Source organism: Pseudoalteromonas sp. TB25 (assembly GCF_000497995.1).
Taxonomy (GTDB): domain Bacteria; phylum Pseudomonadota; class Gammaproteobacteria; order Enterobacterales; family Alteromonadaceae; genus Pseudoalteromonas; species Pseudoalteromonas distincta.
In genome coordinates this window covers 1-12,068 of sequence record NZ_AUTI01000202.1, presented here as the reverse complement: position 1 = coordinate 12,068, position 12,068 = coordinate 1, and the positions used below count along the sequence as shown (strand labels likewise).

Annotated in this window: 14 protein-coding genes and 1 pseudogene; 11 read left to right on the top strand and 4 right to left on the bottom strand. The window is 39.8% G+C overall.

The window, feature by feature from the left end; translation table 11 throughout:
- Positions 1–969, bottom strand: coding sequence for a calcium/sodium antiporter (locus L652_RS0104925; protein ID WP_024595795.1), 969 nt, complete (start codon positions 967–969; stop codon positions 1–3).
- Positions 970–1,224: 255 nt separating this feature from the next.
- Here L652_RS0104925 and L652_RS0104920 point away from each other — a divergent pair, with 255 nt between their 5' ends.
- The 7 genes from L652_RS0104920 to murA are packed head-to-tail and all read left to right on the top strand — an operon-like array spanning position 1,225 to position 5,889.
- Positions 1,225–2,040, top strand: a complete 816-nt coding sequence (locus L652_RS0104920) for an ATP-binding cassette domain-containing protein (protein WP_076914915.1) — start codon at positions 1,225–1,227, stop codon at positions 2,038–2,040.
- Positions 2,040–2,819: a lipid asymmetry maintenance ABC transporter permease subunit MlaE gene (gene mlaE, locus L652_RS0104915; RefSeq protein WP_002957949.1), complete on the top strand. Its 780-nt coding sequence runs from the start codon at positions 2,040–2,042 to the stop codon at positions 2,817–2,819. The genes L652_RS0104920 and mlaE overlap by 1 nt, the downstream gene beginning before the upstream one ends.
- Before the next feature lie 13 nt (positions 2,820–2,832).
- The gene (gene mlaD / locus L652_RS0104910) at positions 2,833–3,381 is read left to right on the top strand and encodes an outer membrane lipid asymmetry maintenance protein MlaD (protein ID WP_002957950.1); all 549 of its coding nucleotides are present in this window, start codon (positions 2,833–2,835) and stop codon (positions 3,379–3,381) included.
- A gap of 5 nt (positions 3,382–3,386) precedes the next feature.
- Entirely contained in the window at positions 3,387–4,067 is a 681-nt protein-coding gene (locus L652_RS0104905; protein WP_024595794.1) for an ABC transporter substrate-binding protein, read from the top strand.
- Positions 4,060–4,353, top strand: a complete 294-nt coding sequence (locus L652_RS0104900) for an STAS domain-containing protein (protein WP_002957952.1) — start codon at positions 4,060–4,062, stop codon at positions 4,351–4,353. Before L652_RS0104905 ends, L652_RS0104900 begins: the two co-directional genes overlap by 8 nt.
- 5 nt (positions 4,354–4,358) lie before the next feature.
- Positions 4,359–4,616, top strand: a complete 258-nt coding sequence (locus L652_RS0104895; RefSeq protein WP_002957953.1) for a BolA family protein — start codon at positions 4,359–4,361, stop codon at positions 4,614–4,616.
- Between the two features lie 13 nt (positions 4,617–4,629).
- Positions 4,630–5,889 carry a UDP-N-acetylglucosamine 1-carboxyvinyltransferase gene (murA, locus tag L652_RS0104890; protein WP_024595793.1) on the top strand — a complete coding sequence of 420 codons (1,260 nt, stop codon included), beginning with the start codon at positions 4,630–4,632 and terminating at the stop codon, positions 5,887–5,889.
- An 87-nt stretch (positions 5,890–5,976) separates the two neighbouring features.
- On the opposite strand, the gene L652_RS0104885 is transcribed toward murA, so the two are convergent.
- The 3 genes from L652_RS0104885 to L652_RS0104875 all read right to left on the bottom strand — a co-directional run bounded on the left by L652_RS0104885 (position 5,977) and on the right by L652_RS0104875 (position 9,087).
- On the bottom strand, positions 5,977–7,059 hold the full coding sequence (locus tag L652_RS0104885; protein ID WP_024595792.1) for a trypsin-like peptidase domain-containing protein: 1,083 nt from the start codon (positions 7,057–7,059) through the stop codon (positions 5,977–5,979).
- A 102-nt stretch (positions 7,060–7,161) separates the two neighbouring features.
- Positions 7,162–8,514: a Do family serine endopeptidase gene (locus tag L652_RS0104880; protein WP_024595791.1), complete on the bottom strand. Its 1,353-nt coding sequence runs from the start codon at positions 8,512–8,514 to the stop codon at positions 7,162–7,164.
- 129 nt (positions 8,515–8,643) lie between these two features.
- Complete coding sequence (locus L652_RS0104875) at positions 8,644–9,087, bottom strand: YhcB family protein (protein WP_024595790.1); 444 nt, start codon at positions 9,085–9,087, stop codon at positions 8,644–8,646.
- 134 nt (positions 9,088–9,221) lie between these two features.
- On the opposite strand from L652_RS0104875, the gene zapE reads away from it, so the two are divergent.
- The 4 genes and pseudogenes from zapE to L652_RS1000000124890 all read left to right on the top strand — a co-directional run.
- The gene (gene zapE, locus L652_RS0104870) at positions 9,222–10,310 is read left to right on the top strand and encodes a cell division protein ZapE (protein WP_002957958.1); all 1,089 of its coding nucleotides are present in this window, start codon (positions 9,222–9,224) and stop codon (positions 10,308–10,310) included.
- Positions 10,311–10,592: 282 nt separating this feature from the next.
- Positions 10,593–11,021, top strand: a complete 429-nt coding sequence (gene rplM / locus L652_RS0104865) for a 50S ribosomal protein L13 (protein WP_002957960.1) — start codon at positions 10,593–10,595, stop codon at positions 11,019–11,021.
- Positions 11,022–11,029: 8 nt separating this feature from the next.
- Positions 11,030–11,422 carry a 30S ribosomal protein S9 gene (gene rpsI / locus L652_RS0104860; RefSeq protein ID WP_024595789.1) on the top strand — a complete coding sequence of 131 codons (393 nt, stop codon included), beginning with the start codon at positions 11,030–11,032 and terminating at the stop codon, positions 11,420–11,422.
- Positions 11,423–12,003: 581 nt separating this feature from the next.
- Positions 12,004–12,068: pseudogene (locus L652_RS1000000124890) on the top strand (ubiquinol-cytochrome c reductase iron-sulfur subunit); the annotation flags it as partial.

Here is a 12,068-nt window from a genome sequence, read left to right as displayed (position 1 = left end):
TTACCCTACTTGACTAAAAATATACCCTTGGTAACCCAAAAACGCTATTAGCAATAAGCCGCCTTCTACCCTATTGATACGCTGGGTGCCTCTAAAGTTCAATGACATAATAATAAGAGCAAGTGTTGCACCAATCATAATTAATATATCTCGGCTTACTAACGATGGATCAACTGCTGAAGGATTAATAATACCTGCTAGAGGTAATACAGCTAAAATATTAAATATGTTTGATCCAACAATATTACCTAGTGCTAAATCATCTTCATTTTTAAGTACACCTGCAACCGAGGCGGCAAGTTCCGGCAAGCTAGTACCAATGGCAATAATTGTTAAACCAATGACTAAGTCGCTTAAGCCGAAGTATTTAGCAATATCAACAGCTGAGCCGATTAAAAAATGAGAACTAACCGGCAGGAGTATTATGCCGACAATTAACCAAAATACCGCTTTTTTAGTAGGTACATCGTTTGGTACATCGTCGCAGGCTTCTGAGACAAATGGGTCATCTTGGTTTTTTGCACGCATAGATACAATGATTAACCCACCGATGAATACGATAAAGCCAACTAAAAGCGCAACACCTTCACTAAATGAAAAGTAGTTATCTGAGAACACATACCAAGTAGCTAAAGATACGAGCATCACTAATGGCATTTCACGTTTTAACGTACTAGATGAAACTGAAAGAGGGCGAAATAGAGCAGTGATACCTAACACAAGTAAAATGTTTGTAATATTAGAGCCAACAGCATTGCCAACGGCTGTGTCGGTTTTGTTAGCCAAAGCGGCAGAGGCTGAAACCATCATTTCAGGGGCTGAAGAGCCCATGGCTACAACGGTCAAACCAACAATAAGTGTAGGTACACCAAAGTTTTTAGCAAGAGCCGCAGCCCCATAAACAAACCTATCGGCACTCCAAACAAGAGCTGCAAAACCAAGAATTAAAATAACAAACGAGGTAACCATTGTGTTAAGCCAGTTATACAAAATACGGATGGCGCGAATAGTAACAAAAGCCAAGATGAAAGTATAAATAAAAGAGTAAGGTCAACTGCGTAACAATGTTGCTTTTAAACAGCTAATTTAAAAATTTAAGCCGGGGTTAAGCTGTTTTGAGCGAGTCTTATAATCCTTTTCATGGGTGTATTACAAAATCTTACGAATTGTTTTTTCCATCTTTGACAAAAAAGCTTTAAAATAGGTGCACTAGTGAACATTTTTATGGAGAGCGACTTGTCGCAATCAATAGTAGAAGTCAAGGATGTTAGCTTTTCGAGAGGCAATAGAATCATATATAAAAATATGAGTTTTAGCGTTCCTAAAGGTAAAATTACTGCGATCATGGGGCCAAGCGGAATTGGCAAAACCACTATGTTGCGTTTAATTGGTGGTCAGCTTAAACCAGATTCAGGTGATATTTTATTTGAAGGTGGCAGCATTCCTAAAATGTCTCGTAAAGAGTTATACGAAGCACGTACTAAAATGAGCATGCTTTTTCAAAGTGGTGCGCTGTTTACTGATATGTCGGTATTTGACAATATCGCGTTTCCTATAAGAGAGCACACAAAGCTAAGTGAAGACCTTATTCGATTAGTTGTGTTAATGAAATTGCAAGCTGTTGGGCTACGTGGCGCTAAAGATTTAATGCCCTCTGAGTTATCCGGCGGTATGGCAAGACGTGCTGCACTTGCGCGCGCTATAGCACTTGATCCAGAGCTAATCATGTACGATGAACCATTTGCAGGACAAGATCCTATTTCGATGGGCGTATTGGTTAAGCTAATTAAGTCGCTCAACGAAGTATTAGGTTTATCGTCTTTAATCGTGACGCACGATGTTACAGAGGTAATGAGTATTGCCGAACACGTTATAATTATCGCCGATCAGGGGGTAATTGGTTCTGGTACTCCAGATGAAATGCGTAATCATGAATCTCCTTTAGTTCAACAGTTTTTAAAAGGCTTGTCGGATGGTCCAGTACCATTTCATTTTCCGGCTCAGGCTTATGCAGACGAACTACTTGGAGAAAAAGCATAATGTTGGATTTATTTCAAAAGCTAGGGCATAAAACGCTAGGACGTTTTGCGGCCCTTGGTCGTTCTGCTTATATGCTGTTTAGTGCATTAGCGCATGTTCCTAATTTTAAAAAAGGCACACCTTTACTTGTTCGCCAGCTCTATATGGTTGGTTCGCAATCGTTACTCATTATTATGGTGTCGGGTTTGTTTATCGGCATGGTGTTGGCTCTACAAGGTTACACCGTATTGGTTGGTTATGGCGCTGAGGATAGTTTAGGGCCGTTAGTGGCACTGAGCTTATTGCGAGAACTAGGCCCGGTTGTTACTGCATTATTATTTGCAGGACGCGCAGGTAGCGCTTTGACAGCTGAAATTGGCTTAATGAAAGCAACAGAGCAACTTTCATCACTTGAGATGATGGCAATCGATCCGCTAAAACGTATTATTGCACCGCGCTTTTGGGCGGGTTTTATAAGTATGCCATTGCTTGCATTGATATTTTCAGCCGTAGCAATTATAGGCGCTCATTTAGTGGGGGTAGATTGGCTGGGGGTTGATACAGGTAGTTTTTGGTCAATCATGCAATCACAAGTGTCGTTTCAGCAAGACATACTAAACGGTATTATTAAGAGTTTTGTATTTGCCATAGTGGTGACCTGGATTGCGCTTTATAAAGGATATGACTGTGTGCCGACCTCAGAAGGGATCAGCAAAGCAACCACCGAAACGGTTGTTCATTCGTCATTAGCAGTTTTAGGTTTTGACTTTATTTTGACAGCGGTAATGTTTACCAGCTAATAGGGTATAGATAATGAATTCACGGAAATTAGAAATTTTAGTTGGTTTTTTTGTAGCACTTGGCATTTTAGCTTTTGCGATGCTTGCACTTAAAGTTGCCAATTCAGGTATTAGTGGCTCTGGCGAAACATATACGCTTAATGCCAAGTTTGAAAACATTGGCTCGTTAAAAGCGCGTGCGCCGGTAAAAGTAGGTGGTGTTGTAATTGGTCGTGTTGAATCAATTTATGTACACCCACAAGAATTTTTACCAGTCGTTAATATGACCATTGACGCACAGTACTTATGTCGTTTTTCAGACACAAGCTCAATCTCTATTTTAACGTCGGGTATTTTAGGTGAGCAGTACTTAGGTATTCACCCTGTAATTTCACCAGATTCTGCTAAACAACGTTGTTTAGGCGAAACAGTGACTGAGAACAAGCAAGATGAAGCAATTGACGATTTATTTGGTGTGGAAAGCAAAGCACTAGGTGATGGCGATTCAATTACTGACACTAAGTCTGCCATTGTACTTGAAGAATTAATCGGGCAGTTTTTATTCAACCAAGGTAGTGAGTAATTATTATGTTGAAAAAGTTTTTAGCTATTGTAGCAATTGGCACAATGACGCTAACTCAAAGCGTAAGTGCAGCAGATGTGAAATTAGTCGATCCTAATAAAATGGTACGCCAAGTTGCCGATAATACATTTGCGCGCATTAAAAAAGATCAGCCATTAATTGTTAAAGATCAAGAATACCTTCGCGTAATAGTCGAAGAAGAATTAATGCCTTATATCGACTATAAATATGCAGCACTTCGTGTACTTGGCAGTGAAGTATCTAAAGTTCGTGCAATTACCGACGAGGCTGAAAAGGCCAAAGCAATTAAAGAAATTCAACGCTTTATTGGTGTATTTAGAGAGTACTTAGTTGCTACTTATGCAGGTGTATTTACTCAATACACAAACCAGAAAGTTGAGTTTGGTGCAGAGCAAGCGTTCAAAGGTAAAGACGTCGTTGTTATTAAGACTAAAATTATTGAAGACGGTAAACCTGATATCAGAATCGATTTTAAAGTACGCGAAGACCGTGACGGTGAATGGCGCGCGTACGATATGATTGCCGAAGGTATTAGCTTACTAGACGCAAAACAAAGTGAGCTGCAAGGTATTTTGCGCCAGCAAGGTATTGATAATGTAAGTAACCTTTTAGAGCAAAAGAGTCAGCTACCAGTTCAGTTTAGAGGCAGTAACTCGAATGACTAAATTGGCAATAAGCCAAGTTGATGGACAACATTTTGGAGTAAGCGGTGAGCTTACTCGAAATTCAATTGGCGATGAACAGCTTCTGAACAATAAGTTATTAACTAAGCATAAAATCATCTATTTCGACCTAAGTGGAGTATCAAGGGTTGACACAGCAGGCTTAGCTTGGTTAATTCACTCTTTTGCAGAATTAAAGCAGCAAGGCATTCGCCTTGAATTGCAAAACCTACCTGAGCAATTGCAAAATTTAATGCAATTGGGTCAGGTTACAACCCTATTTGAGTGAGAGTTATGGAAACTAGCCAAGTCGAAACATTATTACGCGAAGAACTTCAATTAGCTGAAGTACATGTAAAAGCCAATGGTAGTCATTATGAAGTTGTTGCGGTAGGCGAATGCTTTGACGGTTTAAGCCGAGTTAAAAAGCAGCAGCTAGTTTATGGTCCATTAATGAATACAATTTCAGATGGGACAATTCACGCAGTATCTATTCGTGCATTTACTCCTGTAGAGTGGAAGCGTGAACAAAAATTTATTTTACCGCAATAACTAGGGCCTCCTAATGGATCAATTTGTAATTCAAGGTGGCACTTCACTTGCTGGTGAAGTGACTATTTCGGGCGCTAAAAATGCTGCACTTCCTATTTTATTTGCTTCGCTATTAGCTGATGGTAAAAGTATCTTTACTAATGTGCCGCGTCTTCGCGACATAGTGACCACTGAAGCCTTATTAAAAACTTTAGGTGCTGATGTTAATTGGCAGGGCGATACGCTAGTGATTGACGGTGCAACGGTTGATAAAACATTAGCGCCTTACGACTTAGTAAAGCAAATGCGCGCATCTGTGCTTGCATTAGGCCCTCTAGTGGCTCGTTTTGGTGAGGCTCAAGTGTCTTTACCAGGTGGGTGCGCCATTGGCGCTCGCCCGGTTGATATTCATATTCAAGGTTTGGAGCGCATGGGCGCACAAATAAACGTTGAAAATGGTTATATTAATGCCAAGGTGAATGGTCGCTTAAAAGGCGCTGAAATTTTTATGGAAATGGTAAGTGTAGGCGCTACCGAAAACCTATTAATGGCAGCGGCCCTGGCTGATGGTAAAACCATACTTGATAATGCGGCACGCGAGCCTGAAATAATTGATTTAGCTAACTGCCTAATTGCTATGGGCGCTAAAATTACGGGTGCAGGTACCAGCCGCATTGAAGTTGAGGGCGTTGAGCGTTTAGCTGGCTGTGAGCACAGTATTTTACCTGACCGAATTGAAACAGGGACGTTTTTAGTCGCAGCAGCAATGGCTGGCGGTGAAGTACTTTGTAAAAATACAGATTTTCATTCTCTTGAGCCTGTGATTGAAAAGCTACGTGCTACGAATGCGCACCTAGAAGTACATAACGATAGTATTTATCTTGATATGCGCGGCCGAGAACTTAAAGCCGTGAATATTAAAACAGCTCCACACCCAGGTTTTCCTACGGATATGCAAGCTCAGTTTACAGCATTAAATGTAGTAGCAAATGGTAGTGCAACGATCACAGAAACGATTTTTGAAAACCGTTTTATGCATGTACCAGAGTTGCAGCGTATGGGCGCTAATATTCGTTTAGAAGGGCATACCGCAATTTGTGGTGAGACTGAAAGCTTAACGGGTGCGCAAGTAATGGCAACCGATTTACGCGCTTCAGCTAGTTTAATTTTAACGGGTATAGTGGCACAAGGTGAAACGGTTGTTGATCGTATTTATCACGTTGATAGAGGTTATCAGCGCATTGAAGATAAACTAAGTGCATTAGGCGCAAACATTAAACGTAGAAGTAGCTAAGTAGATAACTAGTTAAGCTATTTTAAAAAAGGTCGGATACGCAAATTGCTATCCGACCTTTTTATTGACGATTGGTATTACTCTTTTTTAAAGCTTTGTTTCAAGTTCAGCTACCACCACCATTATTTTTTCTATTTTCCCATCTCTGTAAAGCTCAAATTCTATTTCTTTACCTGGCTCCGTATTACCTATTTTTTCAAGCACTTTTTGTGGATTTGCTACCGAAAGCCCTGCAATTTTAATGACGATATCTTGCTCTTCAATACCCGCTTGCCATGCTGGCCCCAAAGGGTCTAAATTAGTAATGCGCATGCCAGTAACCGGCGTTAGGCTGTCGTTTACTTCTTTACCTGTACTATCTACTGCTGTGCCTTCAAAGCCTAAATAGCCGCGTACAACCCGACCGTGACGAATGAGTTTACCCATCACTTTTTTAGCAAGTGAGTAAGGAACCGCAAAAAATATTCCTTGAATATTCAAGTTCTCACGCGTTTTAAATTGTGCAGAAGTAATGCCGACTAAATCACCATTGGAGTTAACTAATGCGCCGCCGGAGTTGCCCACGTTAATAGCTGCATCCATTTGCAATAAGTTATTGTAAGGGCTATCTGTAATTTTTTGCTTACCCGTTGCACTAATAATGCCTTGAGTGATTGTTTGCCCTAAGTTAAGCGGGTTGCCTATAGCAAGTACAACATCGCCTACATTTGATACATAGCTATCGTTTACGGGAATCACCGGGAGGTGATCTGCATTGATTTTAAGTAAGGCTAAATCAGTAATGGTATCAAAACCAATTAGTTGCACATCAAAAAAGCGTCGGCCATCGGTTAAGATAACCATAATTTGGTCTGCATTATTCACAACATGGTAGTTAGTAAGAATATAACCGTCTTGCGACATAATGACGCCAGAGCCTAGCTCTTGTACCGTGTTTTTTCTTTTATAACGAGGTTCTTTGGAAATGCTTTCTGAAAAAATAGTAACTACAGAAGGAGCTGCTCGTTTAACTGCATCAGAAAAACTCAAGTGACTCGCACTCATCGCGCTTGGAAGGGGAACATTAGGAAGTAAGGCGGCTCGCATATTAGGGCTGAAAAAAACCACTAAAAAAGCAATACTTAGACCTGCAAATAAAGGGGGAAGAATAAATTTTATTAATTTCAGCACAGTTTTCTTATTATGTAAGTGAGCAATCTCTTTATGATGACATAAAAAAAATAACAGCGGCAAGTGCCACTGTTATTTTTATTACATTAATAGTGCTATTTATTACTGAATTAAAATAAATATAGACTCACGGCCACGTTGTACGCCAAGTACGATATTACCTTTGGTGTTTTCGATAATCTTATTCATATCACGAATAGTTTCTACTCGTTGGCGATTCACTTGCATAATAATATCACCTTCTTCAAGGCCAACACGGGCAGAAGGTGAGCGAGGGTCTACAGACGTAACCTCAACACCTTTATTGCTATTTTTTTGCACGTTTTCGAGCTCAGCGCCTTGGAATGCAGGATGGAGTTCTTCACCGGTCGCTGTAACACCTGATGCACCATCAAGAGTTACTTTCACTGTTTTAATTTTACCATCGCGGTAAATGCCAAGTTTTATTTCGCGGCCTTCACCTAGCGTAGCAATTTTGCTGCGCAGTTCGTGGAAACCACTAATATCACCGCCATTAATGCTAACAATTACGTCACCTGCTTTTATACCTGCTTTACTTGCGGCAGTGTCGTCCATTACTTGCATTACATAAGCACCTTGTTTAACGTCAAGTTGCTGCGCCTTAGCAAGGCCTGCATCAAGTGGGCGGCCAGAGATACCCAGCGACCCTCGGCGTACTTCACCGTGTTCAACAATTTGATCAACTAAGTTTTTCATCATGTTTGATGGAATGGCAAAACCAATACCCACGTTACCGCCAGAAGCACCTAAAATAGCAGTGTTAATACCAATCAATTCACCGTTTAAGTTAACTAGTGCACCACCAGAGTTGCCTTGGTTGATAGCAGCATCGGTTTGAATGAAATCTTCGTAGCCCTCAATATTTAAACCACTACGGCCAAGAGCGCTAACAATACCAGATGTAACTGTGTGGCTAAGTCCAAATGGGTTACCAATAGCGACGGCAAAGTCGCCCACTCGTAAACTATCTGAATTTGCGAGTTTTATTTCAGTTAAGTCATCAGCGTCTATTTGTAAAAGAGCGATGTCTGATTCTGTATCAGTACCAATTTTAGTTGCTTCAAATTCACGGCCATCTTCGAGGGTTACTACCATTTTTTCGGCATCTTGGATTACGTGATTATTAGTGACTACATAACCCTCATCAGCATCAATAATTACCCCAGAGCCTAACCCACTAAATTGACGCTTTTGACTGCGAGGCTGTTGCTGTCCAAAAAAGTATTCAAGCGGATCTGCACGGCGGCGTACTTCTTTTGAGCCTGAAACTTGGATACTTACAACACCTGGAGATATTTTCTCTAGCATGGGGGCAAGAGTTGGTAGTTGTTGACCATTTACTGCAATTGGCATTTTTGCATAAGATGCTACAGGGCTCATTAATAAGCTTGTAGATAGAATAGCTGCGCTGATAAGTGATAATTTCATTTTCATAGTCAGGGGTAACTCCACTTAAGATAAAGCAAAACAAAAAGGGCTACTTTACAGCAGCCCTTTTCGGTTTATTAAGATAAAACAACAAAGCTGTTATATCTAAAGACTATGGGGTCAAAAAAAAGTTCATCAAGATGCTTTAGAATGTTCTGAAACTTTATTTTGACCAGCAAATAAACCGGATTCACCTGATACATAATCAGCTGGTTGCGCTTCTGCAGAAGAGCGGTCTGAACGACGCTCTTTTAAAGATGCTTGTAATTGTTCGGTTGTTTCTTTAGAGAAATAAGGTTCAGCTGGTGCTTTATTTCTATCTTCTAGAAGAAGCTGGTTTGTTTCTTCAACGTGACTAAGCAGTTGATCATAGTTTTCTTTCATTTTATTTACGAGCTTACCAGTATTCGCTAAATGATCAGCGACATCTTGGCGATACTGCTCAAGCGCACTTTGTGCTTGTTCCGCTTGCTCTTTTAGTTCATCTTGTTTGAACTGTTTTTTAGTTACAAATGCACCAATAAAAAATGCTACAACAGCAACAATAACAATCAAACCTACCCACATAACTGTGCCCATAAAAACTACCCCTTTGGGAAAATAACTAACGAATGCCGATTCAATTATAAATCATACTAAGTGTAATATACCCCGAGTTATGATGCGTGTTAATATGCTTTGCAAATTAAACTGTGTTTTAACTGTAAATAGATATGACTCCTTGGCAAACATACCAACAAGACTTAAAGCGAGATGACTTTGTACACGACGCAGCACAAGAAAATGCTGTGCGCCATTTACAACGTCTATACGATGACCTAACTCAGACAAAGCCAAAACAAAAAGGCTTTTTTGCTAAGCTATTTAGTAAAGAAGAACCTGCGCCTGTAAAAGGTTTGTACTTTTGGGGGGGAGTAGGGCGTGGTAAAACTTATTTAGTTGACACTTTTTACGAATCATTACCGGGCACACGTAAAATGCGTGTGCACTTTCATCGATTTATGCACCGAGTGCATAACGAGCTTAAAAAGCTAAATAATACGGCTAATCCATTAGAAAAAATTGCTGACACTTTTAAAGCAGAAACAGACATTATTTGCTTTGATGAGTTTTTTGTACAAGACATTACTGATGCCATGCTATTAGGTGGCTTAATGGAAGCGCTATTTGCACGGGGCATAGTACTTGTAGCAACCTCTAATATAGTGCCTGATGAACTTTACAGAAATGGCTTACAGCGAGCGCGTTTTATGCCAGCAATTGAGCTTGTTAAAAAAAATACCGAGATAGTTAATGTAGATTCAGGTATTGATTACCGATTACGTACTTTAGAGCAAGCTGAAATTTTTCATAGTCCGTTAGATGAAGATGCGGATAAGAACCTATTTGAGTACTTCGATAAGTTATCGCCAGAGCCAGGGCAATTAGATGAGCCGATAGAGATAGAAGGGCGAAAAATCAAAACGCGTAAAGTAGCTAAATGCGTTGTGATGTTTGAGTTTAGTGAATTGTGCGAAACAGCACGTAGCCAGGTCGATTACATGGAGATTAGCCGCTTATACAATACGGTGATTATTTCTAACGTAAAACAGCTAGGGCAAACTAATGATGATGCTGCTAGACGCTTTATTGCTTTAGTGGATGAATTTTATGAGCGCCATGTAACTTTAATTATATCGGCTGAAAAACCTATTACCGAACTTTATACCCAAGGTAATTTAAACTTTGAATTTAAGCGTTGTATTAGTCGTTTACAAGAAATGCAATCCTTAGAATATTTAGCTAGAGAGCATTTAGTTTAAATAAGTAAGTAAATGTGTAATAGGGCAACTATAAAAAAGAGGTACATATATAGTACTTCTTATTTCTGAAATTTCTTGTGGAAAAAACAACCGGCGAGTAGCAATGTGTTTTAAGTGCTGGTATACTCCCGCGTCTGCCACGTTGCGTTCTATGTCCTCATATAGTCTAGCCACTTGTGAGCGGCGCAAAAGTCTAAAACTCGAAGGGGTTATAGCAAACTTAGAGCAGTAGTTAATATTAACTACTTGTGGTTTTAATTGAAAAACATTGGATTTTTATAAATGAAAACGTTTGTTGCTAAACCAGAAACAGTAAAACGTGACTGGTACGTAGTTGACGCTGAAGGTAAAACTTTAGGTCGCATCGCTACTGAAATCGCTCACCGCCTACGCGGTAAGCATAAAGCTGAATACACTCCTCACGTAGATACTGGTGATTACATCATCGTTATCAACGCTGAAAAAGTTACTGTAACTGGTAACAAATTCAAAGATAAAGTGTACTACGCTCACTCTGGTTTTCCAGGTGGCCTTAAGTCTACTACTTTTGATAAACTTCAAGCTGCAAAGCCTGAAATGATCATCGAGAAAGCTGTAAAAGGCATGTTGCCACGTGGTCCTTTAGGCCGCGCTATGTACCGTAAACTTAAAGTTTACGCAGGTACTGAGCATAACCATGCTGCACAACAGCCTCAGGTTCTAGACATTTAAGGAGCACCATCATGGCAAATCAATACTACGGTACAGGTCGTCGTAAAAGTTCAAGTGCTCGCGTATTCTTACGCCCAGGCACTGGTAACATCGTAATCAACAAACGCTCTCTAGAAGAGTATTTTGGTCGCGAAACAGCACGCATGGTTGTTCATCAAGCTCTTGAGCTAGTTGATATGACTGAAAAATTTGACCTTTACATCACCGTTTCTGGTGGTGGTACAACTGGTCAAGCTGGTGCTATCCGTCACGGTATCACTCGTGCACTTATGGAGTTTGACGAGTCACTACGTCCACAACTTCGTAAAGCAGGTTTTGTTACACGTGATGCACGTAAAGTTGAACGTAAGAAAGTGGGTCTTAAGAAAGCGCGTAAGCGTCCACAGTTCTCAAAACGTTAATCTATACGTTATCAAGAATTCAAAAACCCAGCTTATGCTGGGTTTTTTGTTTTCAAATCAAAAAGTTTACATTTGCTGCTTAATTTAAATTTGTTTATAGCGGTCGCCATACTTGGTATTGCTGTAATTAATGATGATCAAATTTATTAATAACTGCGTATTAATCGAACGAAAGTTAAAAAACACTCAGATAGCTGCAAAAAAGTTAAATAATTATCGTAATTAGTTTAAATCCATCAGTTAATTGGTGGAATTTTTTGCTACAATTGGCGTGGAAGTAAAATGAGTGAGTTTAACGACACTATGTACAGTTTTTACTGTTTCCTCTTAGTGGTGTTGATCTCGGTCAGTATATTGTTTTTACAGAAGCGTTATTATAGTCGTTCGGCTTTATTCTCGAGCTAGCTTAATCAAATTTTTGATCAAGTCAGGTTTATTCGAGCATGGGGCTTTGAATAACCTTGTTTTAATCAAGGGTTTTAATTATGATCGCTTCTATTTTAAAAATTTCGAATAATTAACCTGCTGTAACTGATGTTCTCAATATAGCAAGTGTTGAGAATCATAGTGGAGATAAGTGGATGAGCAATGCGCCTGTAGACAATGGCCGACGTCGCTTTTTAACCATAGCTACCTCTGTTGTAGG

Coding starts and splice junctions, on each gene's coding strand:
- L652_RS0104925 (WP_024595795.1), bottom strand. CDS start 969: ATGGTTACCTCGTTTGTTATTTTAATTCTTGGTTTTGCAGCTCTTGTT.
- L652_RS0104920 (WP_076914915.1), top strand. CDS start 1,225: ATGGAGAGCGACTTGTCGCAATCAATAGTAGAAGTCAAGGATGTTAGC.
- mlaE (WP_002957949.1), top strand. CDS start 2,040: ATGTTGGATTTATTTCAAAAGCTAGGGCATAAAACGCTAGGACGTTTT.
- mlaD (WP_002957950.1), top strand. CDS start 2,833: ATGAATTCACGGAAATTAGAAATTTTAGTTGGTTTTTTTGTAGCACTT.
- L652_RS0104905 (WP_024595794.1), top strand. CDS start 3,387: ATGTTGAAAAAGTTTTTAGCTATTGTAGCAATTGGCACAATGACGCTA.
- L652_RS0104900 (WP_002957952.1), top strand. CDS start 4,060: ATGACTAAATTGGCAATAAGCCAAGTTGATGGACAACATTTTGGAGTA.
- L652_RS0104895 (WP_002957953.1), top strand. CDS start 4,359: ATGGAAACTAGCCAAGTCGAAACATTATTACGCGAAGAACTTCAATTA.
- murA (WP_024595793.1), top strand. CDS start 4,630: ATGGATCAATTTGTAATTCAAGGTGGCACTTCACTTGCTGGTGAAGTG.
- L652_RS0104880 (WP_024595791.1), bottom strand. CDS start 8,514: ATGAAAATGAAATTATCACTTATCAGCGCAGCTATTCTATCTACAAGC.
- L652_RS0104875 (WP_024595790.1), bottom strand. CDS start 9,087: ATGGGCACAGTTATGTGGGTAGGTTTGATTGTTATTGTTGCTGTTGTA.
- zapE (WP_002957958.1), top strand. CDS start 9,222: ATGACTCCTTGGCAAACATACCAACAAGACTTAAAGCGAGATGACTTT.
- rplM (WP_002957960.1), top strand. CDS start 10,593: ATGAAAACGTTTGTTGCTAAACCAGAAACAGTAAAACGTGACTGGTAC.